At 63.3% G+C, this 25,641-nt stretch carries 31 protein-coding genes and 2 pseudogenes; 18 read left to right on the top strand and 15 right to left on the bottom strand.

Features of this window, described 5'->3' with window-relative positions:
- Nucleotides 1-53: 53 nt before the first annotated feature.
- Nucleotides 54-1,256 carry an NAD(P)/FAD-dependent oxidoreductase gene (locus tag X750_RS142620; RefSeq protein WP_156932432.1) on the bottom strand — a complete coding sequence of 401 codons (1,203 nt, stop codon included), beginning with the start codon at nucleotides 1,254-1,256 and terminating at the stop codon, nucleotides 54-56.
- A 133-nt stretch (nucleotides 1,257-1,389) separates the two neighbouring features.
- Here X750_RS142620 and X750_RS142625 point away from each other — a divergent pair, with 133 nt between their 5' ends.
- Complete coding sequence (locus tag X750_RS142625; RefSeq protein ID WP_023748240.1) at nucleotides 1,390-2,421, top strand: phosphatidylglycerol lysyltransferase domain-containing protein; 1,032 nt, start codon at nucleotides 1,390-1,392, stop codon at nucleotides 2,419-2,421.
- Nucleotides 2,422-2,515: 94 nt separating this feature from the next.
- Here X750_RS142625 and X750_RS142630 read toward each other — a convergent pair whose 3' ends face one another.
- Both X750_RS142630 and X750_RS142635 read right to left on the bottom strand, forming a co-directional pair.
- Nucleotides 2,516-3,277, bottom strand: coding sequence for an ABC transporter permease (locus X750_RS142630; RefSeq protein ID WP_023736973.1), 762 nt, complete (start codon nucleotides 3,275-3,277; stop codon nucleotides 2,516-2,518).
- A complete protein-coding gene (locus X750_RS142635) occupies nucleotides 3,274-4,200 on the bottom strand; it encodes an ABC transporter ATP-binding protein (protein ID WP_023748239.1) in 927 nt (308 codons plus the stop codon). Before X750_RS142635 ends, X750_RS142630 begins: the two co-directional genes overlap by 4 nt.
- A gap of 270 nt (nucleotides 4,201-4,470) precedes the next feature.
- Between X750_RS142635 and X750_RS142640 the strand changes: the two genes are divergently transcribed.
- Both X750_RS142640 and X750_RS142645 read left to right on the top strand, forming a co-directional pair.
- Nucleotides 4,471-5,832 carry a cytochrome ubiquinol oxidase subunit I gene (locus X750_RS142640; protein WP_023748238.1) on the top strand — a complete coding sequence of 454 codons (1,362 nt, stop codon included), beginning with the start codon at nucleotides 4,471-4,473 and terminating at the stop codon, nucleotides 5,830-5,832.
- A 108-nt stretch (nucleotides 5,833-5,940) separates the two neighbouring features.
- Nucleotides 5,941-6,945, top strand: coding sequence for a cytochrome d ubiquinol oxidase subunit II (locus tag X750_RS142645; RefSeq protein WP_023739830.1), 1,005 nt, complete (start codon nucleotides 5,941-5,943; stop codon nucleotides 6,943-6,945).
- 246 nt (nucleotides 6,946-7,191) lie between these two features.
- Here X750_RS142645 and msrA read toward each other — a convergent pair whose 3' ends face one another.
- From msrA to X750_RS142660, 3 genes are all read right to left on the bottom strand, one after another.
- Entirely contained in the window at nucleotides 7,192-7,917 is a 726-nt protein-coding gene (gene msrA, locus X750_RS142650) for a peptide-methionine (S)-S-oxide reductase MsrA (RefSeq protein WP_023681259.1), read from the bottom strand.
- 111 nt (nucleotides 7,918-8,028) lie between these two features.
- On the bottom strand, nucleotides 8,029-8,313 hold the full coding sequence (locus tag X750_RS142655; RefSeq protein WP_023748237.1) for a hypothetical protein: 285 nt from the start codon (nucleotides 8,311-8,313) through the stop codon (nucleotides 8,029-8,031).
- A 79-nt stretch (nucleotides 8,314-8,392) separates the two neighbouring features.
- A complete protein-coding gene (locus X750_RS142660; RefSeq protein WP_023748236.1) occupies nucleotides 8,393-9,094 on the bottom strand; it encodes a DUF1223 domain-containing protein in 702 nt (233 codons plus the stop codon).
- A gap of 195 nt (nucleotides 9,095-9,289) precedes the next feature.
- Here X750_RS142660 and X750_RS1000000167630 point away from each other — a divergent pair, with 195 nt between their 5' ends.
- The 3 genes from X750_RS1000000167630 to lepA all read left to right on the top strand — a co-directional run bounded on the left by X750_RS1000000167630 (nucleotide 9,290) and on the right by lepA (nucleotide 11,609).
- A complete protein-coding gene (locus X750_RS1000000167630) occupies nucleotides 9,290-9,466 on the top strand; it encodes a DUF559 domain-containing protein (RefSeq protein ID WP_348524488.1) in 177 nt (58 codons plus the stop codon).
- Nucleotides 9,387-9,662 carry an endonuclease domain-containing protein gene (locus tag X750_RS01000000163250; protein WP_348524487.1) on the top strand — a complete coding sequence of 92 codons (276 nt, stop codon included), beginning with the start codon at nucleotides 9,387-9,389 and terminating at the stop codon, nucleotides 9,660-9,662. Before X750_RS1000000167630 ends, X750_RS01000000163250 begins: the two co-directional genes overlap by 80 nt.
- Nucleotides 9,663-9,803: 141 nt before the next feature.
- Nucleotides 9,804-11,609 carry a translation elongation factor 4 gene (gene lepA, locus X750_RS142665; RefSeq protein WP_023673259.1) on the top strand — a complete coding sequence of 602 codons (1,806 nt, stop codon included), beginning with the start codon at nucleotides 9,804-9,806 and terminating at the stop codon, nucleotides 11,607-11,609.
- A 101-nt stretch (nucleotides 11,610-11,710) separates the two neighbouring features.
- On the opposite strand, the gene X750_RS142670 is transcribed toward lepA, so the two are convergent.
- The gene (locus X750_RS142670; RefSeq protein ID WP_031243277.1) at nucleotides 11,711-12,436 is read right to left on the bottom strand and encodes a hypothetical protein; all 726 of its coding nucleotides are present in this window, start codon (nucleotides 12,434-12,436) and stop codon (nucleotides 11,711-11,713) included.
- A gap of 52 nt (nucleotides 12,437-12,488) precedes the next feature.
- Here X750_RS142670 and X750_RS142675 point away from each other — a divergent pair, with 52 nt between their 5' ends.
- Nucleotides 12,489-12,743, top strand: a complete 255-nt coding sequence (locus tag X750_RS142675) for a hypothetical protein (RefSeq protein WP_023748234.1) — start codon at nucleotides 12,489-12,491, stop codon at nucleotides 12,741-12,743.
- Between the two features lie 87 nt (nucleotides 12,744-12,830).
- Here the strand turns inward: X750_RS142675 and X750_RS142680 are convergent, their stop codons facing one another.
- Complete coding sequence (locus tag X750_RS142680; protein WP_023748233.1) at nucleotides 12,831-13,481, bottom strand: hypothetical protein; 651 nt, start codon at nucleotides 13,479-13,481, stop codon at nucleotides 12,831-12,833.
- Nucleotides 13,482-13,735: 254 nt separating this feature from the next.
- On the opposite strand from X750_RS142680, the gene X750_RS1000000166520 reads away from it, so the two are divergent.
- The 4 genes and pseudogenes from X750_RS1000000166520 (at nucleotide 13,736) to X750_RS01000000163240 (ending at nucleotide 15,960) form a co-directional block, all read left to right on the top strand.
- Nucleotides 13,736-14,257, top strand: a complete 522-nt coding sequence (locus X750_RS1000000166520; protein ID WP_245271901.1) for a hypothetical protein — start codon at nucleotides 13,736-13,738, stop codon at nucleotides 14,255-14,257.
- Between the two features lie 292 nt (nucleotides 14,258-14,549).
- Nucleotides 14,550-14,897, top strand: a complete 348-nt coding sequence (locus X750_RS142685; protein ID WP_031243274.1) for a hypothetical protein — start codon at nucleotides 14,550-14,552, stop codon at nucleotides 14,895-14,897.
- Nucleotides 14,898-15,130: 233 nt separating this feature from the next.
- Nucleotides 15,131-15,502, top strand: coding sequence for a hypothetical protein (locus tag X750_RS142690; protein ID WP_023703874.1), 372 nt, complete (start codon nucleotides 15,131-15,133; stop codon nucleotides 15,500-15,502).
- A 96-nt stretch (nucleotides 15,503-15,598) separates the two neighbouring features.
- Nucleotides 15,599-15,960, top strand: a pseudogene (locus X750_RS01000000163240) (endonuclease domain-containing protein).
- Nucleotides 15,961-16,076: 116 nt separating this feature from the next.
- Here X750_RS01000000163240 and X750_RS142695 read toward each other — a convergent pair.
- Entirely contained in the window at nucleotides 16,077-16,397 is a 321-nt protein-coding gene (locus X750_RS142695; protein WP_023681249.1) for a hypothetical protein, read from the bottom strand.
- Nucleotides 16,398-16,561: 164 nt separating this feature from the next.
- Between X750_RS142695 and mbfA the strand changes: the two genes are divergently transcribed.
- Nucleotides 16,562-17,545, top strand: a complete 984-nt coding sequence (gene mbfA / locus X750_RS142700) for an iron exporter MbfA (RefSeq protein ID WP_023681248.1) — start codon at nucleotides 16,562-16,564, stop codon at nucleotides 17,543-17,545.
- Nucleotides 17,546-17,701: 156 nt separating this feature from the next.
- Here the strand turns inward: mbfA and X750_RS142705 are convergent, their stop codons facing one another.
- The 3 genes from X750_RS142705 to X750_RS142715 all read right to left on the bottom strand — a co-directional run bounded on the left by X750_RS142705 (nucleotide 17,702) and on the right by X750_RS142715 (nucleotide 18,691).
- A complete protein-coding gene (locus X750_RS142705; RefSeq protein ID WP_023687539.1) occupies nucleotides 17,702-18,049 on the bottom strand; it encodes an antibiotic biosynthesis monooxygenase in 348 nt (115 codons plus the stop codon).
- Entirely contained in the window at nucleotides 18,046-18,402 is a 357-nt protein-coding gene (locus X750_RS142710; protein WP_023673248.1) for an NIPSNAP family protein, read from the bottom strand. Before X750_RS142710 ends, X750_RS142705 begins: the two co-directional genes overlap by 4 nt.
- Before the next feature lie 85 nt (nucleotides 18,403-18,487).
- Nucleotides 18,488-18,691 (bottom strand): DUF1127 domain-containing protein, encoded by a 204-nt coding sequence (locus X750_RS142715; protein WP_023687540.1) that lies wholly within the window; start codon nucleotides 18,689-18,691, stop codon nucleotides 18,488-18,490.
- A 69-nt stretch (nucleotides 18,692-18,760) separates the two neighbouring features.
- On the opposite strand from X750_RS142715, the gene X750_RS142720 reads away from it, so the two are divergent.
- A complete protein-coding gene (locus X750_RS142720; protein WP_023687541.1) occupies nucleotides 18,761-19,435 on the top strand; it encodes a winged helix-turn-helix domain-containing protein in 675 nt (224 codons plus the stop codon).
- Between the two features lie 219 nt (nucleotides 19,436-19,654).
- Here X750_RS142720 and ligD read toward each other — a convergent pair whose 3' ends face one another.
- Entirely contained in the window at nucleotides 19,655-22,165 is a 2,511-nt protein-coding gene (gene ligD / locus X750_RS142725) for a DNA ligase D (RefSeq protein WP_023687542.1), read from the bottom strand.
- 11 nt (nucleotides 22,166-22,176) lie between these two features.
- A complete protein-coding gene (locus tag X750_RS142730) occupies nucleotides 22,177-23,043 on the bottom strand; it encodes a Ku protein (protein ID WP_023748231.1) in 867 nt (288 codons plus the stop codon).
- A gap of 345 nt (nucleotides 23,044-23,388) precedes the next feature.
- Between X750_RS142730 and X750_RS1000000164940 the strand changes: the two genes are divergently transcribed.
- From X750_RS1000000164940 to X750_RS142740, 3 genes are all read left to right on the top strand, one after another.
- Nucleotides 23,389-23,538, top strand: coding sequence for a hypothetical protein (locus tag X750_RS1000000164940; protein WP_196813601.1), 150 nt, complete (start codon nucleotides 23,389-23,391; stop codon nucleotides 23,536-23,538).
- A gap of 179 nt (nucleotides 23,539-23,717) precedes the next feature.
- Nucleotides 23,718-24,143, top strand: coding sequence for a DCC1-like thiol-disulfide oxidoreductase family protein (locus X750_RS142735; protein WP_031197023.1), 426 nt, complete (start codon nucleotides 23,718-23,720; stop codon nucleotides 24,141-24,143).
- 62 nt (nucleotides 24,144-24,205) lie between these two features.
- A complete protein-coding gene (locus tag X750_RS142740; RefSeq protein WP_023703882.1) occupies nucleotides 24,206-24,460 on the top strand; it encodes a hypothetical protein in 255 nt (84 codons plus the stop codon).
- Here the strand turns inward: X750_RS142740 and X750_RS142745 are convergent.
- Nucleotides 24,423-24,884, bottom strand: coding sequence for a RidA family protein (locus X750_RS142745; protein WP_023748230.1), 462 nt, complete (start codon nucleotides 24,882-24,884; stop codon nucleotides 24,423-24,425). The two genes, X750_RS142740 and X750_RS142745, sit on opposite strands and share 38 nt — an antisense overlap.
- 235 nt (nucleotides 24,885-25,119) lie before the next feature.
- Here X750_RS142745 and X750_RS142750 point away from each other — a divergent pair, with 235 nt between their 5' ends.
- Both X750_RS142750 and X750_RS1000000167120 read left to right on the top strand, forming a co-directional pair.
- Complete coding sequence (locus tag X750_RS142750) at nucleotides 25,120-25,488, top strand: YciI family protein (protein ID WP_023681239.1); 369 nt, start codon at nucleotides 25,120-25,122, stop codon at nucleotides 25,486-25,488.
- A gap of 7 nt (nucleotides 25,489-25,495) precedes the next feature.
- Nucleotides 25,496-25,641, top strand: a pseudogene (locus X750_RS1000000167120) (RNA polymerase subunit sigma-70); the annotation flags it as partial.

Genomic DNA, 25,641 nt, shown 5'->3' with positions numbered 1-25,641 from the left:
CGCCATAGCAGCAGCCCGAAGTGCGCGGTGGTTCTCCGTCCAGAAGCGCTCGTCTACAACCCCTTGGCGATCTGACGGGCAATCGCTTCGGCCTGCAGGCCGGCGCTGTGAAAATAGCTGGTCAGGCTTGGCCGCATGCCGATGAACCACAGGCCGGGCTGGCCGCTCGGGGTGCCGCCATTGGCCTTCGGCACGCCCTTGGCGTCGAGCACGCCGAGATCGCCCAGCATGGCCTCCAGGCCGGTGCGATAGCCGGTTGCCGCGATCACCACATCCGGCTCGAGCACCGTGCCGTCGTTCAGCCGCACGCCGGCGCCTTCGAAAGCCGCCACCGGCGCCACCACCGAAATCCATCCGGCCTTCAGCGCGGCAACCGCGCCGTCGTCAACGGCGATCGCGATCTGCTCGACGCCGAGCCGGCTGGCGCCGCCTTTCGGCGCCGGCGGCAGGCCGAAGCGGGCGAGGTCGCCGAACACCAGCCGCTGCGTCGCGGCAATCGCGGCATCGGCAATCCACGTCGGCAGCATCGCCATGAAACCGCCGAAGCGCGCCACGGCGACCTTGCCGATCCGTTTCGGCATCAGCGACGGACCCTGCCTGGCTGACAACCAGATGGCCTTGGTGTCGGCACGGGCGAGGTGGTTGAGCACGTCGAAGCCGGAATTTCCGGCCCCGACCACCAGCACGCTTTTGCCCACATAGTCCTGTGCTGTGCCGAAATCGGCGGCGTGGCTAAGTTTGCCGGTGAAAGTCGCCTTGCCTTGCCAGTCCGGCGTCCATGGCAAGCGGTCGCGGCCGGTGGCGACGATGACATTGCGGGCGCTCAGCGTTTCCCGGCCCGTATGGACGAGCCAGCCATTGCCTCTGCGTTCGATCCGCTCGACGGCGGTGCCGAATTCGACCCTTATGCCGCGCGCGCGGGCAAAATCCTCGAGATAACCGATGATGGCATCCTTGTTCGGAAAGGCGGCGGTGCGGGGCGGATAGGCAAGGCCGGGCAGGGTCGACAGCGCGCGATGCGTGTTTAGGGTCAGCTTCTCGTGCCGCCGTCGCCACGGTTCGGCGATCCGCGGCTCCTTTTCAAGCACGACGACCCGCACGCCGCGCCGGCCAAGCGCGTCGGCGGCCGCCAGCCCCGCCGCTCCGGCGCCGATGACGATAACCGTATAGTCGGGTCCTTTCGGCCCCAGGACGATAGGCATCGTTTCGCTTGTCGTAGCCGCCATTCGGTCGAGATTTCCTTTCAGGTGCGCCATGGGGACCCGTCCTATATGGCACGTCCCATATGGCACAGGGGCGATATGATCGATAATGAGGTCGCGTCAATGCGACTGATTCGAGGCCTTGGGGGCAAGCCTCTGTTTATCATCGGCACGCGGAAGCTCGACCATGCCCTCCTTGCGCATCTTTCTCGACAGACTGCTGGAGGGCGCCGCAGCCAAGGTGCCGCGCCAGGATTTTTCGCATGTCGAGCGGCTGGCGCTTGTCCGCCAGCACGGCGACTTCTCGCTGGCCTATTCGACCGCCGTGCAGCAAAAACTGTCCTATTTCGGCGACGCCGACGGCTACATCGCCTTCGGCACCAAGATGAAGCACCATTTCGCGCTCGGTGACCCGGTGGCCCATCCGGCCGATCGGCCCGACTATATCAGGCGCTTTGTCGAAGCCGCCGACAGCCCGTGGTTCGTGCAGATCGGCGAACCGACGGCGCGCGTTCTGGCAGGGCTCGGCTACCAGGTCAACCGCCTCGGCGTCGACACGCGGCTGGAGCTGCCGGCTCACGATTTTTCCGGCAAGCGCAACGAAACCGTGCGCTATTCCGAACGCTGGCTCTTGAAGAAGGGGTTTTCCTTTGGCGAAGGAGCGGTCTATCTCGACGAGGTCCAGCGCCTGTCACAGAACTGGCGGGCCGACCGCATCGTCAAGCGCTGGGAGATGGCGTTCCTCAACCGCCCCTTTGCCGATCATCTCGGCATCGATATGCGCCGTTTCGTGCTCTACAGCCCGGAAGGCGAGCTCGTCGCTCTGCTCGATTTCGATCCGATGTTCCGGGATGGCAAGGTGATCGGCTATACCACCTCGTTCAAGCGCAAGCACATCGATGCCTCGCCGCATGCCGAGATCGGGCTGACCAAATTCGCCGTCGACCGGTTTCGCAATGAGGGCATTTCGGTCGTCACGCTCGGCCTGTCGCCGATGCTCGATGTCGGAGCCAACAGCTTTGCCGAATCGAGCTTCTGGCGCAACGCCTTCGAGCGGGCCTATGAGTCGCCCTGGGTCAACCGCAGCAAGTTCAACCTCAAGGGCCAGGCGGCGTTCAAGCGCCGCTTCCATGGCGTCGAAGAACCGACCTACATCGCCTTCCGCGAGGGCAGGCTGATCGAGATGCTGGGGTTGCTGCGCCTCATCAAGGCGATCTAGCAAGAAGCGTGGCGGCCAACGTGGCCAATTTGCCCCCAGGAAAACTGTTGATTTGACCGGCGCATGGGCGATCGCCTGATTTAGAGTGGCAGGGTCAGTTGCGCAGCCGGTAGCCGGTGCGGAAGATCCAGGCGACGATGGTGATGCAGATGGCGAGGAACACGACCGTCATGCCGAGGCTGACGGCGACCGAGACATCGGACTTGCCGTAAAAGCTCCAGCGGAAACCGCTGATCAGGTAGACGACCGGGTTGAACAGCGTCACCGTGCGCCAGGTCTCGGGCAGCATGTTGATCGAATAGAAACTGCCGCCGAGGAAGGTCAGCGGCGTGATGATCAACAGCGGCACCAGCTGCAATTGCTCGAAGCTTTTCGCCCAGATGCCGATGATGAAGCCGAACAAGCTGAAGGTCACCGCCGTCAAGACAAGGAAGGCCAGCATCCAGAACGGATGCTGGATGGTGAGCGGCACGAACAGCGAGGCCGTCGCCAGGATGATCAAGCCGAGGATGATCGACTTGGTCGCGGCGCCGCCGACATAGGCGATGACGATCTCCAGATACGACACCGGCGCCGACAAGAGCTCGTAGATGGAGCCGACGAATTTCGGGAAATAGATGGCAAAGGAGGCGTTGGAGATCGACTGCGTCAACAGTGAGAGCATGATCAGGCCGGGCACGATGAAGGCGCCGTAGCTGATGCCGTCGATCTCGGTGATGCGCGAGCCGATGGCCGAGCCGAAGACGACGAAATAAAGCGATGTCGAGATCACCGGCGAGACGATGCTCTGCAGCACGGTGCGGAACGCACGCGCCATCTCGACCCGGTAGATCGCCCATACTGCTCGCCAATTCATGGCTCTTGCCTCAACAGATTGACGAAGATCTCCTCGAGCGAGCTGTTTTGCGTGTCCATGTCGCGGAACTGGATGCCTGCCGTCTCGAGTTCGCGCAGCAGCGATGCGACGCCGGGGCGTTCGCTCTGGTTGTCATAGGTGTAGGTCAGCTGTGTGCCATCGTCCGACAGCTCCAACGCGTAGTGCGAGAATGCACCGGGAATGGCGGGGAGCGGGTTGCGCAATTCCACGATCAGGCGCTTGCGGCCGAGCTTGCGCATCAGTTCGGCCTTGCCCTCGACCAGGATGATCTCGCCGCGGTTGATGACGCCGACACGGTCGGCCATCGCCTCGGCCTCTTCGATATAGTGCGTGGTGAGGATGATGGTGACGCCGTCGTCGCGCAGCCGTCGCACCATCGCCCACATGTCCTGGCGCAGTTCGACGTCGACGCCGGCCGTGGGTTCGTCGAGGAACAGGATGCGCGGCTCATGCGAGAGCGCCTTTGCAATCATCAGCCGCCGCTTCATGCCGCCCGACAGCGTGATCGCCTTGGCGTCCTTCTTGTCCCACAACGACAGGTCGCGCAGCACCTTTTCGACGAAGCCCGGATTGGGCGGCCTGCCAAACAGGCCGCGGCTGTAGGTGACGGTTGCCCAGACGCTCTCGAACGCGTCGATGGTCAGCTCCTGCGGCACCAGCCCGATCAGGCTGCGCGCCGCGCGGTAGTCTCGGTTGATGTCGTGGCCGTCGACGGTCACCGTTCCCGACGAACGGTTGACGATGCCGCAGACGATCGAGATCAGCGTCGTCTTGCCGGCGCCGTTCGGCCCCAGCAGCGCGAAAATCTCGCCGCGTTCGATGTCGAGGTTGATTTCCTTCAGCGCCTTGAAGCCGGTGGCGTAGGTCTTGGTGACCCCGGAAATCGAAATGATGGAAGGCAAATTCGTGGAAGACATGAGGCCGAAAACGACTGTTTGAAAGAGGCGGGGATTATTATTGCGCTGAATGTCGGTGCGCAGGCTCGGAAGTCAATGCCGCTGCTGACAATTGTGGACAAACGTTCCCCTTTTGCCGTTTCGTCATGGGGGTGTCGGGGCGCTGACGGTTTGATCCCATCTGCTGCGACAACGCGCCCCGCGTGACGCCAAGCCGCTTTGACCGGACCGCATCCGCCGCCTATTCTGCGCCAACAAACAGCAGCCGGAGCCCGCATGGACCCGCTCATCCTGTCGCGAATGCAGTTCGGGGCGAATATCTCGTTCCACATCCTGTTTCCGACCATCACGATTGCGCTTGGCTGGGTGCTGCTGTTCTTCAAGCTCCGCTACAACGCCACCAATGATTCCGCCTGGATGCGCGCTTATTTCACCTGGGTGAAAGTGTTCGCGCTGTCCTTCGCCATGGGCGTGGTCTCCGGCGTCACCATGAGCTTCCAGTTCGGCACCAACTGGCCGGGCTATATGGAAAAGGTCGGCAACATCGCCGGGCCGCTGCTTGCCTACGAGATCCTCACCGCCTTCTTCCTCGAAGCGGCCTTCCTCGGCATCATGCTGTTCGGGTTCCGCCGCGTCTCCAACCGCGTCCACACGCTGGCGACGGTATTGGTCGCCGGCGGCACCACGCTGTCAGCCTTCTGGATCATTGCGCTGAACTCCTGGATGCAGACGCCGGCCGGCTTCGAGATGATCGACGGCAAGGCGCATCCCGTCGACTGGTGGGCGATCGTCTTCAACCCGTCCATGCCCTACCGTCTGACGCATATGCTGCTTGCCTCCGGCCTGACGGTGTCGTTCCTGATCGCCGGCCTGTCGGCGCTGCGCTACCTCACCGGCGACCGGTCGGAATCGATGTGGAAGGCGCTGCGCACCGGCGTCTTCACCGCCGCCATCCTGATCCCGATCCAGATCTTCGCCGGCGACCAGCACGGGCTGAATACGCTGGAGCACCAGCCGCAGAAGATCGCCGCCATGGAGGCGAACTGGAACACCGGCCCCAACGTGCCGCTGGTGCTGTTTGCGCTGCCCGACGAGGCGGCGAAGGAAAACAAATTCGAGATCGCCATTCCCGACGGCGCCAGCCTGGTGCTGCGCCACGCCACCAGCGGTATCGTGCCGGGGCTCAACGACTATCCCGGCCTGCACCCGCCGGTGTTCCCGGTGTTCTGGGGCTTCCGCATCATGGTCGGCGCCGGCATTTTGATGCTCATCGTCTCGTGGTCGGCGACCTTCTTCCTCAAGCGCCGCCACAGCCTGCCGAGGCCGCTGGCCATGCTGATGGTGCCGATGGCGCTGTCGGGCTGGCTGGCGACGCTGGCCGGCTGGTACACCACCGAAATCGGCCGCCAGCCCTGGCTGGTCACCGGCGTGCTGAAAACCGCCGACGCTATCGGCCCGGTCGCCGGCAGCCATGTCGCGCTGACGCTCGCCATCTATCTCCTCCTCTATGTGCTGCTGCTGATCGCCTATCTTGGCGTGCTGGTGCACCTGGCGCTGAAGGCCGCCAAGGACGGCGATACCTCGCCGCTGCCGGGCGTCATGAAGACGGCGATGTCGCAACCGGCCGCAGCGGAGTGAGGAATGGTCCGCGTAGCGGACGAAAAGCCAACGATTTGGCTTTTCGAATGACGAACGCCCGGAGCAATAGCGAAGGGCAGAACCGTTGATGAGAGGGATGACAGACCGATGAGCTTCGACTGGCCAACCGCGCTGCCCCTGATCTTCGCCGGCCTGATGGGCCTCGCCATCCTGATCTACGTCATTCTCGACGGTTTCGATCTCGGCATCGGCATCCTGTTCTCGGTCGCCGAAGATGCCGAGCAGGACACCATGATCGCGGCAATAGGCCCGTTCTGGGATGCCAACGAGACCTGGCTGGTGCTGGCCGTCGGCCTGCTCCTGGTCGCCTTTCCGCTGGCGCATGGCGTCATCCTCACCGCGCTCTACATTCCGGTCTTCGTGCTTTTGGTTGGCCTCATCCTGCGCGGCGTCGCCTTCGATTTCCGCGCCAAGGTGCCCGCCGGCAAGAAGCACCGCTGGAACCGCATTTTCTTCCTCGGTTCCGTCATCGCCTCGCTGGCGCAAGGCTATATGCTCGGCGTCTATGTGCTTGGCCTCGATGTCGGCTTTGGCGGCATCGCTTTCGGGGCGCTGGTGGCGCTCTGCCTGTCGGCGGCCTATGCAGCGATGGGCGCGGCCTGGGTCATCTACAAGACCGAGGGCGAATTGCAGAGGAAGGCGGTGGCCTGGCTGCGCACGGCCCTGGTGCTGACCGCGCTCGGCATGGCGGCGGTGTCGCTGGCGACCCCATTTGCCAGTCCGCGCATCTTCGCCAAATGGTTCGTCTGGCCCGAAATGCTCTATCTGTCGCCGCTGCCGATCCTGTCGGCGCTGCTGTTCCTGTGGCTGTGGCGGCAGACCTTCCACCTGCCCAAGCCCGACGATCGCCACGCGCTGCGGCCGTTCCTGACGCTCGCCGCCATCTTCGCGCTCGGCTTTGCCGGGCTTGCCTGGTCGTTCTACCCCTTCGTGGTGCCCGAGAGGCTGACCATCTGGCAGGCGGCGTCGGCGACGGAAAGCCTGGCCATCATCCTCGCCGGCACGGTGGTCGTGCTGCCGGTGATCATCTTCTATTCGTTCTATGCGTATCGGGTGTTTGGGGGCAAGGCGACGGATCTGACGTATGATTGAAGGGCTCTCTAATCGCGGTTTGCGCGAGGCACCCCCCTCTGGCCTGCCGGCCATCTCCCCCTCAAGGGGGGAGATCAGCTCCTCACTGCGGCCTTCGCCAACCTTGCAAGATGAGCACCGTCAGCGACGCTGCCAATCTCCCCGCATGAGGGGGAGATGCCCGGAAGGGCAGAGGGGGGTGCTGTCCCGCTGGCGTCTCAGGTAGGGCGTCGCCGCTCTCTGCGTCCGGCCAAGTCCTATCGCCCCTCAGCTCTTCCCCGCCAGCACCAGCACCGGTTTCTCGCTGTACAACCCCGGGAACAGCGACTTCAAATTCGCCACCTTGGGCAGGTCGTTGTAGACGATGTAGGGGTAGGTCGGGTTCAGCGTCAAAAAGTCCTGGTGATATTCCTCGGCCGGATAGAAGGTTTTGCCCGTCTCCAGCGTGGTGACGATGGGCTTGGCAAACACCTTCGCCTGGTCGAGCTGGGCGATGTAGCTCTGGGCGATCTTCTGCTGCGCATCGTTCTCGGCAAAGATGGTCGAGCGGTACTGGGTGCCCGAGTCGGGGCCCTGGAAGTTCAACTGCGTCGGGTTGTGGGCGACCGAGAAATAGACCTGCAGCAGCTGGCCGTAGGTCACCTTGGACGGATCGTAGGTGATCTCGACCGATTCGGCGTGGCCGGTGCGGCCGCTGCCCACCGTTTCGTAGACGGCGTCATCCTTGGCGCCGCCGGTGTAGCCGGAGACGGCCTTGGTCACGCCCTTGACGTGCTGGAACACGCCCTGCACGCCCCAGAAGCAGCCGCCGGCGAAGATAGCCTTCTCGCTGCCGCTGGCGGCCTTCTCGTCCACTGCCGGCGGCGGGATCACCACCGCGTCCTCGGCCGAACGCGCCGGGCTCTGCCAGAAGGCAGCCGCCGCGGCGGCGACGATGAGCGCGGCAAGCGCGCTCTTGAAGATCGGCGTTCTCGTCCTTGCAATGCCGGTCATGTCTGATCTCCTTGATGGTGGCGAAGACTATACGACAGAACGTCCCGCCTGGTTTCTCAAATTGCCGTGCGCCGGCCCGGCCATTGTGCGGCCGGGCCATGGGACCAAGCCTTATTGCGCGGGCGCCATGGCGTCCGCCGGCTTCATCGCATCCGTTGCGGGCTTCATCGCATCAACCGGCTTCATGGCGTCGGTGGCGGGTTTCATTGCATTCGTCGCCATTGGGTCGGCGGGCTTCATGGCACCGGTCGCCGGCGCCATGGCATCGGTCTCGGGCTTCATCGCATCGGTGGCCATCGCCGGCTTCATGGCGTTGGTCGCTTCGTCGGCACGGGCGCCGGCGGCGAAGCCGGTCATCGAAAGCGCAAGGGCGAGCGCGGTCAGGGTCTTGGTCATGATGGTATTTCCTCCTTGAAGAGGGCGCGCGGATGCGAGCCCGGTTATGCCGCGCTAGCGGCGTTGCGTAGAAAAAGAATCAGTCGGCGGCTGCAGCCAGGATCGGCCCACCACCCGGCGACTGCACCAGCACCGCGGTGCTCAGCCCGCCGCTTGCCGCCGGCAGCGGCAGTGTGGTGGCGTCGCCGCTCCAGCTGCCGAGTTTCTCCAGCGAGTGCACGACATTGGCATGCGGCAGCGTGCGGCCGGTGTTCTCGCCGCGCGCCACCGGCACTTCGACGACGCCCTTGTTGTAGCGGACCAGCCAGACATCGGCGCGGCCGGCCGGCGCGGAACCGGCGCCGATGCTGATCTTGCCGCCGTCGAGCGACAGCGTCGGCCCGTTCGTATGACCGCTCGCGGAAATCAGCTGCTCGATCTCGCCGGGCGCTGCACCCACCGCATCGGCACCGCCATTGACCACGACCTGCGGCGTGAACGGGCCGGAGCGGCCGAGCGACGGCTCATAGCGCACCTGGCGCTGGGTGAACTCCTCGCGGCCGAAAATGTCCTTCCAGCCGAGATAGTCCCAGTAGGTAACGTTGAACGACAGCGCCAGAACGCCCGGCTCGTCCTTGACCTTGATCAGATTGGCATTGGCCGGCGGGCAGGACGAACAGCCCTGGCTGGTGAACAATTCGACCACGGTGAGCGGCTGGGCGAAGGCGGTGCCGCCAAGCATCATCAGCGCCGCACCTGCGGCAGCCAGCATGCCGGCGCGTTTTGGGTTAAGTCCAGTCATCGGGGGTCTCCGTTGCGGCGGGTTCATGCCACACTTCGCCGCTGCCCGAGGCTTCGTTACATGGTTCACCGCTTCGTGATTGGGGGCGGAAGGCGTCGTTGCCTTCTCCCCTTGTGGGAGAAGGTGGATCGGCGCGAAGCGCCGAGACGGATGAGGGGTGTTCCAGCGGAGTGAGACGTTGGTTAATCTAACGTCATGCCACATCAGCCCGTCGCTCCTGCCAAACGAAACTTTGCCCGTTCGCTCCGACGTGAAATGACGGAGGCGGAAGACAAACTGTGGCACGAACTACGTGACCGCAGGCTCGATCGGATCAAATTTCGGCGCCAAGGTTCCTGTTGGAAAATACGTCGCCGATTTCGCTTGTCTTGAATCACTCCTCATCATCGAGATCGATGGGAGTCAGCATGCGGACTCAGAGTCAGACCAGGCCCGTAGAACGGAACTGGAGGCGAGAGGCTTTCGTGTGTTGCGCTTTTGGAACGACGATGTCCTGAAAGACATGGACAGCGTCTGCACCACGATAATCGCTTATGTAAGGGATGTCAGTTTGCAGCCATGGCGGTGAAAGAACGCCGGCGTCAAGCTGGAACACCCCTCATCCGTCTCGGCGCTGCGCGCCGATCCACCTTCTCCCACAAGGGGAGAAGGCAAGGGCACCGCCACCCCGCTTGCCCCTGCAACCCGCCCCTGCTAAAGCCGCCCCATCATGAGCACGCCTCTCGACCACATCCGCAATTTCTCCATCGTCGCCCATATCGACCATGGCAAATCCACGCTTGCCGACCGGCTGATCCAGTCCACCGGCGGGCTGGAGCTGCGCGACATGAAGGAGCAGGTGCTGGACTCGATGGACATCGAGCGCGAGCGCGGCATCACCATCAAGGCGCAGACGGTGCGGCTGAAATACCGCGCCAACAATGGCGAGGACTATATCCTCAACCTGATCGACACGCCCGGCCATGTCGACTTCGCCTATGAAGTGTCGCGCTCGCTCGCCGCCTGCGAAGGCTCGCTGCTGGTCGTCGATGCTTCCCAGGGCGTCGAGGCGCAGACGCTCGCCAATGTCTACCAGGCGATCGACAACAATCACGAGATCGTCGTGGTGCTGAACAAGGTCGACCTGCCGGCCGCCGAGCCCGAACGCATCCGCGAGCAGGTCGAGGAAGTCATCGGCATCGACGCCTCCAACGCCGTGCTGATCTCGGCCAAGACCGGCCTGGGCATTCCGGATGTGCTGGAGGCCATCGTCCACCAATTGCCGCCGCCGCGCGAGGGCGATGCCTCGGCACCGCTGAAAGCCATGCTGGTCGACAGCTGGTACGACGCCTATCTCGGCGTCATCGTGCTGGTGCGCATCATCGACGGCGTGCTGAAAAAGGGTGCGACCATCCGCATGATGGGCACCGGCGCAAAGCATCTGGTCGAGCGCACCGGCGTGTTCACGCCGGCCCGCATCAATGTCGACGAGCTCGGCCCCGGCGAGTTCGGCTTCTTCACCGGCTCGATCAAGGAAGTGGCCGACACCCGCGTCGGCGACACCATCACCGAGGACAAGCGCCAGACCGCGCATGCTTTGCCCGGCTTCAAGCCGGCGCAGCCGGTGGTGTTTTGCGGCCTGTTCCCGGTCGACGCCGCCGATTTCGAGGATCTGCGCGCCGCCGTCGGCAAATTGCGCCTCAACGACGCCAGCTTCTCCTACGAAATGGAGACCAGTGCCGCGCTCGGCTTCGGCTATCGCTGCGGCTTCCTCGGCCTTTTGCATCTCGAAATCATCCAGGAGCGGTTGGAGCGCGAGTTCAACCTCGACCTCATTGCCACGGCGCCGAGCGTCGTCTACCGGCTGCTGCTCAATGACGGCTCGGTTAAGGAGTTGCACAACCCCGCCGACATGCCCGACGTGGTGAAAATCTCAGCGATCGAGGAGCCGTGGATTCGCGCCACCATCCTGACGCCCGACGACTATCTCGGCGGCATTTTGAAACTCTGCCAGGACCGGCGCGGCATCCAGGCCGACCTGTCCTATGTCGGCAAGCGCGCCATGCTGATCTACGATCTGCCGCTCAACGAAGTCGTCTTCGACTTTTATGACCGGCTGAAGTCGATCTCCAAGGGCTACGCTTCGTTCGACTATCATCTGACCGACTACAAGGAAGGCGATTTGGTGAAGATGTCGATCCTGGTCAATGAGGAGCCGGTCGACGCGCTGTCCATGCTTGTCCACCGCACGGCCGCGGAAAAGCGCGGCCGCCAGATGTGCGAGAAGCTCAAGGAGCTGATCCCGAACCATTTGTTCAAGATCCCGATCCAGGCCGCGATCGGCGGCAAGGTCATCGCCCGCGAAACCATCTCGGCGCTGCGCAAGGACGTCACCGCGAAGTGCTACGGCGGCGACGTCTCGCGCAAACGCAAGCTGCTGGACAAGCAGAAAGAGGGCAAGAAGCGGATGCGCCAGTTCGGGAAGGTCGATATTCCGCAGGAGGCGTTTATCCAGGCCTTGAAGATGGGGGATTGAGCGGCCGGCCTTGGCCGGACGCATCGACCCAGTGGGTCGATGTGAGCGCAAATCCGGGTGGGAGCTGCCCAAGGCAGCGGATCCCACCCCGGGGGGAATCGCTATTTCCTCAGAACACCAGGACGCGGTGTAATCGTCGGCCATAGCTTGGCGATCTGTCGACAGGCTCCGCGAATAGACCTGAGCCGAATTGCGTGGTCTGTGGCTGGGCCGATGCGCTCCCCTAGGCGGACATCGGCGACAAAGCAAAGGTCGCGGTCGGGAACGCCCATCTTCCCGTTCTGGGCTTCCAAGAGCATTTGCAGCAGAGCAACCATGTACCGGGCCATTTCACGCCGATGCTCGCCACGCCTGCGCTTGGTTTCGTCAAGCTTGCATCCATCCGGGTCGGGGGCCTTTGCGACGCGCAACAGCCCAGCACCTATGCGGTCGCGCCCACCACTCACCAAAAAATCTGGCCGGACAGAAACCAAAACACCCTCGATATCTATGGCATCAAATTGCGAAGGTTGGCTTAGCGCCATGGCCCTCATCCCAAAGGCGTTTTCATGCCGCAGGAACAAGTCTATTGATTCGATGCAGCGCAAAGCTTCGTCTCGGGTTTTTGGCTTTACGTCCCATCCCGCCGCCCTTTGGTTTAACGCTTCCTTAACCCTATCGAGCGCGATTGTGTCGCGGCGGGGATCGCAATTGTATGCTCGTAGCGCTCGCATCGCATCGCCGTTCGCCGTGACAATCGGCGGCCGGGAAAATCGCGAGTCATGCAGGATTGTCTCTTGCCCGTCTGGTTGCAAAATCAAATACTCGGCAAGAGCGGTCGCTGACATTCGAGCCTCGCGCCGTTCGCGAACGGCAGGATGAAGAACTAGGGGTACGGCCATGGATGAAGACCTTTCGATTCAGTTGGACAATCACCGGACACTATGGCTTACCGAAATTTCCCGGGTGACCTTTGAAGACCAAGCCCTTGACGATCTCGGCGGCGACGGCGGTGTTTTCGTCGTCTTGGAAGACAGTGCTGAAGGCAAATTTGACGTACTCGCGAAAGCCGCGTCCGCTTGGGCGGGCCAAGCTCTACTGACATTGATTGCACAGGCGCTTTCACAGAAACCCATGCTTTCCCTCGTTAGGTAGATTTTCCAGTTCTGTGTTCATGGAATGTCGCCGCTCTCACGGCGTTGATCGGCAAGGCAAGTTATGAAGGGTTGCATGCCAGCCTCCTTATTCGAAAAACGAGGTGGCTGAGGAAGACGGTTCCGAGGTACCCTCAGCTACCAGTCCTCTATCGTCTCTCTCCAATTCAGGAATGAAGACCCAAGTTCTTCCTTTTCGGCGCACCGAACCCTCGTTGGACAGCCGGTAGAGAGTCATGCCGACTGTCTTCTCATGCATTTCGATACCCTGCGCCGAGACGAACTCTTTGATCTCGGATGCGCGGGCGCCCGCGTCACCGGCCTGCCGCAAGCGCTCCAGAACAATGTCTTTAATCTTCGGCGTATGTGATTCATCCACATTTCGGCTGTGGCTGGAGCCCTCGCCCTTAGCCGTCTCCTCAGTCTTGTTGCTTAGGTGGCTTTCGCTTGAGGCATCCGTTTGGCTTCCATTTTGTTCACCCTTCGCAACTTCGAAGGCCGCGTTATAGCGCTCGGCACCAATCGCCTCTTTAACGATGTCCCACAATTTCCCGGCACTAGTATCGAACCCGAAGACTCCCAAAGCCGGTCGAACATTTGCCATGATGGCTTGAGCGGCAGCCACGCGCTCGTTGGCGGCGGCGATTTCCCTGTCTGCCGCAGCCTTCAATTCCTGCGCCTCGAGCTGGCGAACCAAAATCGAGAAAACCGCTGCCTTTTCATGGTCACGTAGCTTCATCACCGTCGTCCTGCCATCTCGATTCTGTTTATGTCATGAATGGAGAAAATAGGCAATCATGTCAGGAAATCACGATTGGCATCACCGGTATGAATCAGCAAACGGAATCATTTCCACATGTTGTCCACAGGGGCGCAAATCCACACAGCGTCTTTAGGACCGCTGGCGCCTACTGGCATGCTGGAATCTCAACGGTCCCGTTGCCACCGGTGCTGCCCTTCCACCAATGCTCCACCTTGACGTATCCTCCCGGCTTGGGGGAAACACCAAATGCGCACCACCCTCGACACCGTCGCCGCGGTCCGCCTCGCCATCGGGGCGCCTTCGGCCTGGCCGGCACTTTCGTCGCCAGCGCGCCGCTGCGCGAAACGCTGTGGGCGATCGATGGCGCAGCGCTCGTGGTCGCCGCCGCTCTGCTCACCATGAAATACCAGCGGCTGGGCAATGATTGCGTCGCGGCCGGGTTCCTCACCTTCCTCGCCGGCGAAAGCTTGCTTTTGGCCGGCAATGCGGCGGGGCTGGAGGCCAGCGTTCCCGCCTATGTCGGCGGCATCTCGCTGTGGGCGGCCGCGCTCGGCTTGGTCGGCGCGTCGAACAACCTTTGCGCTGTGGATGCGGCTCCCCGGCGCGCCATCCTGTTTGTCGTGACGGTGGCCATGGTGCTGTGGGGCGCGCCCTTGCTGCCGACCTCGGCGCCGCTGCCCGCCGCTGGCTATCCGTTCCTGGTGCTGACGTTTGTCGGCTGGATATGGACGTTGCTGAAGTCGCCGAGGTGATTGACGCGATCCGGCGGCTGGCGCCGCATGTGAAGTGGGGCAGTAGGGGGCGTAGGGTATCACGAGGCCGCCCCCTCATCCGGCCGCTTCGCGGCCACCTTCTCCCCGCTGGGGAGAAGAGGCGAGCACCAGCGCCGAGCGAGCTCCTCTCCCCTCGGGGAGAGGTCGGATTGCCCCGAATTGCCTTTCGCAATTCGGCTGGCAATCCGGGTGAGGGGGACTTGCCTAGCCGTGGCTCTAGGCCCGGCCCTCGCGGCGTGCGACCCTCGCATCTCCGATTCGGGATCCCATCATGCTCCGCCTCACCCTTGCCGCCCTTCTCCTCGCCACCCCAACCCACGCCGCCGATATGGCGTTCTTCGTCAAGAACCTGCGCAAGCAGGCGGTCGCGGTGGAGCTGTTCAGCCGGGACCGCAAGATGTCGTGGCCGGGCGGCGACCAGGTGTTTCTGATCGAGCCCAGCTCGCAGAAATCGGTGCCGATCTCGTGCTCTCAGGGCGAAAACATCTGCTATGGCGCCTGGGTGAATGGCAATGATGCGGTCTCCGCCGGGGTCGGGCCGGATAATGACCAGCCATGCGATACGTGCTGTTTCATCTGCGTGGAGAAGACGACGGAGACGATCGATCTGGTGGAGTGAGGGGCGGGGCGCCGAAGCTGCTGATCTCCCCCCTCGTGGGGGAGATGTCCGGCAGGACAGAGGGGGGNCCCCCTCTGCCTTGCCAGGCATCTCCCCCACGAGGGGGGAGATCAGCCGTTCCGCCCTCCACCAATCCCCCCAAAATCAGTCACGCCCCGCCCTTCAATCTCCGCCGCCATCATGCGATGCTGATTCCCTCGGCCGGGGGGCCGATTTGCCTCGGGGGAAACACCATGTCTTTCACTTGTCTGCGCCGCGTCGTCGTCGCGCTCTCGCTTGCCGCGCTGTTTGCGCCGGCCGCTCACGCCGCCGACATCACCTTCGCCGTCAAGAACAGCCATCCCAACGCCATGCGCCTCGAGCTCTACAGCCAGGACCGCGACTATGTCTGGCCGGGCAATGACAAGGATTTCTATCTCGACGATGGCGAGACCAAGCAGATCCCGGTGTCCTGCGACGAAGGCGAGTCCATCTGCTACGGCGCCTGGGTCGACGGCGACGAGGGAACCTATTGGGGCGTCGGCCCCAACAACAAGGAAAAATGCGAGGATTGCTGCTACACCTGCAATGGCGGCGAGACGGAAGAGATTGAACTGACGCCGTAGGAAGTACAGCCAATCTCCCCCCAAGTGGGGGAGATGTCCGGCAGGACAGAGGGGGGCGCCATAGAGCGCAAGCCTCGGCAACCACCGAGCATCGTAATGCCGCACACGCCTCGACATCGCGCAAACGCCAGATCGATGCGCAAAGTCCTGACGCCAGCCGAACTCAAGCTCTGGAACGAACTTCGTGCCCACCGGCTATGGGGCTTGGCTTCCGGCGACAATTTCCGATTGCCGCCTACATCGTCGATTTCGCTTGCCCGGAGAAGAAGCTGGTCATCGAAGTCGATGGCTCCCAGCATGCGGACGCCGGCGCGGCTGCCGGTGATGAAACGCGGACATCGCACCTCGAACAAGATGGCTGGACCGTCCTGCGGTTCTGGAATGACGACGTCATCCGCGACGTCGACAATGTCTGCCAGCATATTGTGATTGCGGCTGGGCTTGGAGGCGCATCCTGAACCGTGCCGGTGCTGGGCTTTAGGCAGGGAAAGGTCGGCGGGACAGCGCCCCCTCTGGCCTGCCGGCCATCTCCCCCACGAGGGGGGAGATCGGGTTCCGCCTTGGCTTTCGCCAATTATCCCAGCAACGCCCTTTGACGCTTCGGGCCGCCCGCCTTGCGCCAGGAATTGAACCGGTGCGTCGCGGCGGCAAACGAGATCTTCATCTGCTGGGCGACCGAGTAGCGCGACTTGCCTTCGTCGAACAGGCGGTAGCAGCATTCGACGCCCTCCTCGGTCAGCTTGCCGTCGGGCGCCTTGTTGTGCGGATTGGCGGGGTCGAATTTTTCGACCTGCTGTTCGACCAGGCCTTTCAGCCGTTGCAAATCGGCCTCGATGCTGGCGATCAGATCGAGGACGGGTTTCGGATCGAAGTGGTCGTGCGGCTTTGCCGTCATCTTGCTCATGCCTTTCGCTTGCGTATCGCGACCGATATAGGCGAACATTTGCCGATAATGAAGGGCGCGTTGCAATCCGGCGCTTCAACATTTCTTGACTGGTGATTGACCGCGGAGACTGCAGCGCCTAGTTTAGAATTGTTCTAAACTGGGGTGAATTTCTCATGCTTTCCCGTGTCTTCGGTTTCGGCCGCCGTCCTTTCGAAACGCTGTCGGAACAGGAGATCCTGGCCCTGGCAATTTCATCCGAAGAGGATGACGGGCGCATCTACCGCGCCTATGCCGACGGGCTGGCGGACAGTTTTCCGCAATCGGCGAAAGTGTTCGAGGCGATGGCGGAGGAGGAGGACGGCCATCGTGATTCCCTGATCGAGCTTTACCGCAAGCGTTTCGGCGAGCGCATTCCGCTGCTGCGCCGCGAGCACGTGAAAGGCTATTACGAGCGCAAGCCCGACTGGCTGGTGCGGCCGCTCGGCATCGAGCATGTGCGGCGCCAAGCCGAAGAGATGGAGCGGCAGGCCTATCGCTTCTATGTCGAGGCGGCCAAGCGCACCGGCGATGCCTCGACCCGGAAACTGCTCGGCGACCTGGCCGCGGCCGAGCAAAGCCATGAGAATTCGGCGCATCGGCTGGAGCAGAAACTTGTGCCGGGCGAGGTGAAGGACGAGGAAGCCAGCGCCGAGCAACGCCAGTTCATCCTGACCTATGTGCAGCCCGGGCTTGCCGGGCTGATGGACGGCTCGGTGTCGACGCTGGCGCCGATCTTTGCCGCGGCGTTTGCCACGCACGACACCTGGCAGACGCTGCTGGTGGGCCTCGCCGCCTCGATCGGCGCCGGCATTTCGATGGGCTTTACCGAGGTCGCTTCCGACGACGGCAAATTGTCAGGGCGTGGCTCGCCGATCAAGCGCGGCCTCACCGTCGGCATCATGACGACGCTGGGTGGGCTGGGCCACGCGCTGCCTTACATCATCCCGCATTTCTGGACGGCGACGGCGGTGGCGGCCGTGGTGGTTTTCTTCGAACTGTGGGCAATCGCCTTCGTCCAGAACCGCTACATGCAAACCCCGTTTCTGCGCGCGGCGTTTCAGGTGGTGCTGGGTGGGGCGCTGGTGTTTGCGGCCGGGGTGCTGATCGGGAATGCGTGAGCGCCAAGCGCCCCCTCACCCAGCCTCCGCTACGCTCGGCTGACCTCTCCCCGAGGGGAGAGGAGATTTTCGACGCCTGCGCCAGTCTCTTCTCCCCAGCGGGGAGAAGGTGGCCGCGAAGCGGCCGGATGAGGGGGCCTGGCGCGACGCCGATACCTAGTCACAATTCACCGCCCTGCTGTCCGCCGGCGCTTCATCCCGCTCCGTCAGGCCATAGTCCCGCACCACATGCGCAATGCGCAGCCGGTAGCCGGCAAATATTCCGCCGCGGCCCGCATGCTGCGCCTGCCGATGCTCTTCCGTATTGCGCCAGGCTTTCACCGCTTCCTCGTCGCGCCAGAAGGACAGCGACAGGACGCGGTTCCGGTCGCCCAGGCTCTGGAAGCGCTCGATCGAGATGAAACCGTCTATGCCGTCGAGCAGCGGCCGCAGTTCGGCAGCGATGCCGAGATAGGCATCGCGCTTTCCCTCAGCCGGTTGCACCTCGAAGATGACAGCGATCATATCTCCTCCTTGACCGCGGTCTGGAACAGCTGCCGCGGTCCATGCGGCCCCGACACCAGCTTCAGGAAGATGCGGTCCTCTTTCAAGATGAACTTTTCGCGGCGGGCGAATTCGTAATTGGCCTTGCCCGCCGGATCGGCGGCCAGACGAGCGCGGTAGGCCTCGTAGGCAGCGAGGCTGTCGATGTTGTAGGCGGCGTAGGCCGTGGTGGCCGAGCCCTCATGCGGGGCGTAGTAGCCGATCAGATCGGCGCCGCAGCGCGGGATCGCCTGGCCCCAGGCCTTGGCATATTGCTCGAAGGCCGGCTTGCCGAACGGGTCGATCTCATAGCGGATGAAGCAGGTGATGGTCATCGTGATCTCCGGGTTTTCTGCGTGGATAGTTCGAGCGGCTTCGAAACGTTGTGCTGCCGGGTCTGCTAGGCAAACGTGCTGGCGGTCAGGCCTGCCAGAAGGATTTTGCGCATTCGCGGCGCACATCCTCACGGGTCAGGCCGAGATCGCGCAGCAGATGGTCGTCGATCTCCGCGAGGCCGAGCCGCTGCAGGTGGCGGTCGTACCAGCGGGCGAGCAGCCGCCGTTGCAGCCAGGTGACGAATGGAAAAGGCCGGCGGCTGGCGAGTGGGGCGGAAGCGGTTGGCATCGGCGTTCTCCTTGATCCCGCCCGACAATAATGCTTATCTGACGAGAATGCTTCGATGGAGACCTAACTATGCGTGAAGGACCCGACATTGCCCGCATCGCCAGCCTGGTCGGCGATCCGGCGCGGGCAAACATGCTGAATGCGCTGATGGGCGGCACGGCTTTGACGGCCAGCGAACTGGCGCTGGAGGCCGGCGTGTCGCTGCCCACCGCGTCCTCGCATCTGTCGAAACTGATGGAGGGCGGGCTTTTAACTTTGGCCAGCCAGGGACGGCATCGCTATTACGGCCTCGCAGGGCCGCAGGTGGCCGGCATGATCGAGGCGATCACCGGGGTGGCCGAAGCGGTCGGCCCCAAGCGGGTGCGGCCCGGCCCGCGCGACGGCGCCATGCGCGTCGCCCGTGTCTGCTACGACCACCTCGCCGGCGAACATGCGGTGGCGATGCTCGACCGCCTCGTCGCGCGCGGCATCCTGTTGCGCGACGACAATGAGATGAGGCTGGGGCCAGCAGCAGCCTCGCATTTTTCGGCCATCGGCATCGACGTCGGCGCCAAGCCGCGCCGGCCGGTCTGCCGCGCCTGCCTCGACTGGAGCGTGCGCCGCTCGCACCTTGCGGGAACGCTGGGCGCGGCTATTCTGGACAAGATCCTGGCGGAGAAATGGGCAAGGCGGGAGAAGGACAGCCGCGCGGTGGTGTTTTCACCGCCGGGGAAGCAGGCGTTCGAGCGGGTGTTTTTGGCGTAGAGGTTCGGCAGCGCTAATTGGGCGACGCTGGCGGGAACAGCACCCCCCCTCTGGCCTGCCGGCCATCTCCCCCTCAAGGGGGGAGATTACGCGCTCAACAGCTTTCGCCAATCTCGAACATCGTAAAGGTGAGCTGCGCCTCGAAGCTGCCAATCTCCCCCCTTGAGGACAGAGGGGGGTGTGACGGAACGCTTGCGTAGCAGGTGAGGCGCGCGACGCTCACCCCCGCTTCAGCACCTTCGCCTGCTCGAAGAAATCCGCCCACGGATCGGCCTTCTCCAATTCCTTCAGCGTCGTCTTGTCGCCGATCGGGAAGGAATTCGGCGCTAGCCCCTTCTCAACCTCCGCCCACGTCACCGGTACCGAGACCGTCGCGCCCTTCTTGGCGCGGGAAGAGTAGGGCGCGACGGTGGTCGAGCCCCTGCCATTGCGCAGATAGTCGACGAAGATTTTTCCGGTGCGCGCCTTTTTCGACAGCGTCGCCGTGTAGCGGTCGGGCGCGGCCTGCTCCAGCGCCTTGGCGAAATCATGCGAGAAGGTTTTGACCGCCTCCCAATCCGCCGACGGCTTCAGCGGCACCAGCACGTGATAGCCCTTGCCGCCTGACGGCTTGACGAAATTCGGCAGCGACAGATCGTCGAGCTTGCCTCTGATGTCGAGCGCGGCCTCGCGCACCGCCTTGACGTCGACGCCTTCGTCGGGATCGAGATCGAAGATGATCTGATCCGGCTTTTCCAGCTCATCGATCTTGCAGCCCCAGATGTGGACCTCGACCACGCCGTACTGGACCAGAGCGGCAAGGCCGTCGAAATCGCGGATGAACAGGATTTCCTCGCCATCGGTCGGGTCCTTCATGCGGGCAATCTTGTCGCTCATGCCGGCCGAAGCATGTTTCTGGAAGAAGCGCGGACCGCCGATGCCATCCGGCGCCCTGACCAGGCTGAGCGGCCGGTTGACGATGAACTGCTCCATGCGCGGCCAGACCAGCGCGTAGTGTTCGAGCAAGTCCTGCTTGGATATTTTTTCCTCGGGCCACAGCAGCTTGTCAGGATGGGATAGTTTTACGCTGGTCGTGATCGTCGCGGGCGCCTTAGCCCCGGCGGCCTTGCCGGCGCCGCCTGCCGCCGGCTTTGCCTTGTTTGCCGCCTTCGATGGCTTTTCCTGCACGACTTCCTCCGCCGGCTTGTCCTCGCGCAGTCCCTGGAACGACGCGTGGCGTATTATACGGTCCGAGGTCCAGCTGCGGAACTCCACTTCGCCGACAAGTTCGGGCCTGACCCAGACCAAACCCTTGCCCTTTGGCACCGCGGCGGCAAACGGCGAGGCGTCTGCCTTCAGCGCATCGAGTTTTTTCTTCAAATCGGTGGCGCTCCTGGCTGTGAAGCCCGTGCCGACGCGGCCGGCATAGTGGAGCTTGCCGCCCTCGTGGTAGCCGACCAGCAGCGAACGCAGGCCGCGGCCGGTCTTGTCCGAGGGCAGATACCCGCCGATGACGAATTCCTGGCGGGCCGTGCATTTCGACTTCACCCAGCTTGGGCCACGGCCGCTGCGGTAGGGCGCATCGGCGCGCTTGGAGACGATGCCTTCAAGGCCCATGCGGCAGGCGTGCTGCAGCATGATCTTGCCGGGCTCGGCGAAATGGTCGCTGAAGCGGACGGGGGCATTTTCGGCCGTCTCGCCGAGCAGCTCCTGCAGCGCCTGCTTGCGCTCGACCAGCGGCTCGCGGCGCAAATCGTTGCCGTCAAGCCGCATAAGGTCGAACACATAGTAGGTGAAGCGGTCGGTTCGATTGGCGGAGAGATCCTGCTGAAGCAGCGAGAAAGACGAAACGCCGCTGTCGGCGAGCACGACGATCTCGCCGTCGATGATGGCGTCGCTGCATTTCAGCTGGGCCAGTTCCGCGACGATCTCAGGGCCGAATTTCTCCGTCCAGTCGAGGCCGGTGCGGGTCAGCAGCCGCACCTCCGTGCCGGCGATCTGCGCCTGCATGCGGTAGCCGTCGAATTTGACCTCATGCAGCCAGTCCTCGCCGGGCGGCGCCTCGCGCTCCAGCGTCGCCAGTTGCGGCTCGACGAAGTCGAGGCGCTTGCCGGCTTTCGCCTTGCTGGATGCCGCAGGCTTGTTGGAGTGCCAGACCTTCGGCTTCTTGCCGTCGGCGGTCTTGCCTTCCGCGACCTCTTCGATGGTCAGGCCGGACTTCACCGATTTCGGTGCGTCCTTCAGGATATCCTCGCCGGGGCGGGCGGCGGCATCGTCGGATTTGATCAGCAGCCAGTTGTCGCGCTTTTCGCCAGGGCGGGGTCTTAACCTGACCAGATGCCACCGCCCATTCAGCTTCTGGCCGTTGAGTTCGAAGTCGATATGGCCCTTCTTCATCGCCTTGGCGGGGTCGATCTCTGGCGTCCATGTGCCTTCGTCCCAGACGATGACGGTGCCGCCGCCATACTCGCCCTTGGGAATGGTGCCCTCGAAGCCGGCATAGTCGATCGGGTGGTCCTCGACATGCACGGCCAGCCGCTTTTCGTGCGGGTCGAGGCTCGGGCCTCGCGTCACCGCCCAGCTCCACAACACGCCCTCATGCTCGAGGCGGAAATCATAGTGCAGCCTGGTCGCGTCGTGCTTCTGGACGACGAAGATGCCGCCGGGCTGCTTGCCGCGCGCGACCTTGCCCCCCGGCTCGGCCGTCTTCTTGAAATCGCGCTTGGACTGATATTGTTCGAGGCTGGCCACGGCGCCGACCCTCAAGCCGACTTGCGCTTGGGCGCAGAAGCTTTCGCCTTGCCGCTTTTTGCCGCCGGCTTGGCCTTCTTCGCCGAGACTTCCGCCTGGCCGCCATCGGACAGGCTCTTCTTCAGCGCGTCGAACAGATTGACGACATTGGACGGCTTGGGCGCGGCCTGCGCTTTCGGAGCCTTCTTTCCGGCCTTCTTGGCGCGGATCAGTTCGAGCAGCGCGTCCTCAAACTTGTCCTCGAATGTCGACGGATCGAACTTCCCCTTCTTCTTGTCGATGATGCGTTCGGCCATATCGGTCATCTCCTGGTCGGTCTTCACCGCCTTGATGTCGCCGAAGATGCTCTCCGGCTCCCGCACCGTGTTGCCGTAGCGCAAGGTGGTCAGCACCATGCCTTTGCCGCGCGGCTCGATGACCACGGGCCGCTCGCGGCTATAGAGCACGACGCGCGCCAGCCCGGCCATCTTCTTGTCCGCCATGGCATCGCGGATGACGGCAAAGGCCTCCTCCGACACCTTGTCGGCGGGCGTGACATAATAGGGCGTGTCGAGATAGATCTGCTCTATCGAGGCTTTGTCGACGAAGCCGTCCAGCGCCATCGTGTGCGAGGACTCGATCTGCACCGCTTCGATCTCTTCGTCCTCGATATGGACGAACTCACCGGGGCTCACCTCATAGCCCCTGATCTCGTCGCCATCGCCCAGCGGCTTGCCGGTTTCAGAATCGACATAGATGCGCTTGACCGTGTTGCCGGTCTTGCGGTTGAGCACCCGGAACGAAACTTTTTCGGCGTGGGTGACGACGTTGGTCAGTTCGACAGCGCAGGTGACCAGCGACAGTTTCAGATAGCCCTTCCAGGCGGGGCGAGGTGCCATGGCGAACTCCTGCGCGATGCGGTTAAAGCGAGAACGGGCAAGGCCCGTTCCGGTTCCGGGCGCGCAACCAGGGGCATTTCGGCAGCGAGCATGGAAATTTCGAGAGGCTCGCCAAATCTGAAACAGAACCGCGCTCAAGCGACATCCAGACGAAACATATGTGATGCAAAAGTCACAATGCCGGAAATGGCGACGAACCACACCGAAAGACCCCCAAACAGCCGCATTCCGGCCACGAAGCATGGGGTTTTCGACCAAAGATTAACATCGTGTTCACCGACTATTCACGCCTCGACGCTATGATCCCCGCAATCGGACGGGACATCCGAAAATCGGGACAGGGACTTGAGTAAAATGAAATTCTGGGGCCACATCGCCGGCTATGCCGCCGCCATCCGCGAGTTCATCGCGCCGACCTATCGACCGGAGCGCTACTACATGCGCGGCCCGGGTCCGGCCTGCGCCCGTCGCGGCAGTTCGCTCGGCGCGCATTGATCATGACATTCGAAACGCGTCACGACAGCCGGATCTGCAGACCGGAGGCCGATCCCCGCGCAACCACCTATCGCGCCGAGCGCCCCGCGCTGGCCGCGAGAAGCCGTGCGACAACGCCGCGACTTTGATCCCGCTGCCGGCGGGCTTAGTGTCTGAAGACACAAGCTGCCGGACGTCCCGTGACTTCTTCTCCTGAACCCTTCGATGCCAGCCAGCCATTGATCGTTTTCGACGGCGTCTGCGTGCTGTGCTCGGGCTTCGTACGCACGGTGGTCGGGCTCGACCGCAAAAACCGCTTCCGCTTCGCCACGGCGCAGTCGCCCTTCGGCGAGGCGCTGTTCCAGAGATACGGGCTGCGCACCGACAGCTACGAGACCAATCTGGTCCTTGTCGGCGGCGCTCCCTTCATGCGGCTGGACAGTTTCATCGCGGTGATGGCCGAACTCGGCTGGCCGTGGCGGGCGGCGAAAGCGCTGCTGCTCATCCCGCGCCCCTTGCGTGACTGGCTCTACGAACGCATCGCCAAAAACCGCTACGCCATGTTCGGCCGCAAGGACAGTTGCGAGATCCCGTCCGCCGCGATACGTGCGCGCATGATCGGCTAGTCGCATGTCACCCAAAACTGACCTCGGTTCTGGGGAAAACGACATACGCAAAAAGAGCGGCGATGAGGCTTCTGGTCGTTGGCGGCTATGGCATTTTCGGCGGCCGCATCGTGCAATTGCTGGAGAGCGAGCCACGCCTGATCCTGCTCGTCGCCGGGCGCTCACTGGGCAAGGCCGAGGCCTGGTGCAAAACCCGCACCGGCGCGGCGGCGCCGCTCGTGCCGGCGCGCTTCGGTCGCAACGGCGACGTCGCGCAAGGCCGGCCTGTTCGTTCGCGCCTCAGTCCGGCAGCGCCGCGACGGCGACGATCTCGATGACGATGTCTGCCTGGGCAAGCGCTGCGACGCCGATTACCTCCGAAGGCGGCGGATTGTTGTCGCTACAATGCTTCGGACAATGCTCGGCGAAAAACGCGTCCGGCACGTCGAGACGAAAATTAGGCGAGCTGAGGACGCCGCCGTCGGGAAATGGCCCTTTGACGAAAAAGGTCAGCCTGATGAGATGGTCGAGCCCGCTGCCAAGTTCTTCCAGATCCGATTTGATGTTGCCGAGAACTTCCCGCCACTGCGCCGCGGCATCGCCAGCGAAGCCGCCACCCTTCTTGCCGGCCGGATCGTAGTCAGCCGATGTCGCGGTGTTGCCGCAGAGATAGACGGTGCCTTTCGCACCGCTGACGACCGTGCCTTTGCCCCATGGCATCAACCGGCCGTTCTTGAATTTCTTGTGGGTCACGAGTTCCATTCTCTTCTCCCATGCCTCGTGTGACGTGCCCGCCAACGACCGAGGATAGTGCTGTGCGGAGCCACGGCCAGTCCGCTGCCGGTCATCCGCCAGCAGACGGAGGAACATCTGGTCCTTGCGAAATCTCCTGGCGGAGGCGAAAGTTTTTTCTGAAGCCCGTCGAAATCGGCCGCCGCCGCGCGACATACGTCTGGCCCCGCTAGGACGCGGCCTTCGAAACCACGGGAGAAGACCCATGCGATACATGCTTTTGATCAACAGCGACGAAGCCGCGCAGGCGAACACGCCAATCGAGAAGGCTCAGCAGATGAGCGCAGCATATGCCGCCTATACCGAAGCGTTGAAGAAATCCGGCGCATGGCTCGCCGGCGAACGGTTGCGCCCAACCCAGGCGACCACCTCGGTGCGAATCACAGACGGCAAGACCAACGTGATCGACGGCCCCTATGCCGACACCAAGGAGCAGCTTGCCGGCTTCTACATGATCGAGGCGGCCGATATCGATACCGCCATCGACTGGGCGGCGCGCTGTCCGGCGGCGAGCGCCGGCACGGTCGAGTTGCGGCCGATCTGGGAAATGGCCGACTACATGCCCAAGAAATGACACCGTGATGGACAATCGCCCGGAGATCGCGCGGGCGGCGGCCGAAGCGGCCGCCCGGCAGAGTTACGGCAAGCTGGTCGCCTGGCTAGCGGCGCGCACCCGCGACGTGGCCGGCGCCGAGGACGCGCTGGCCGAGGCCTTCGCCGCGGCGCT

The sequence above is a fragment of the Mesorhizobium sp. LNJC391B00 genome, assembly GCF_000502535.1.
Taxonomy (GTDB): Bacteria; Pseudomonadota; Alphaproteobacteria; order Rhizobiales; family Rhizobiaceae; genus Mesorhizobium.
The sequence above is the reverse complement of the archived record's forward strand: the minus strand, read 5'-3'. Positions and strand labels throughout refer to the sequence as shown.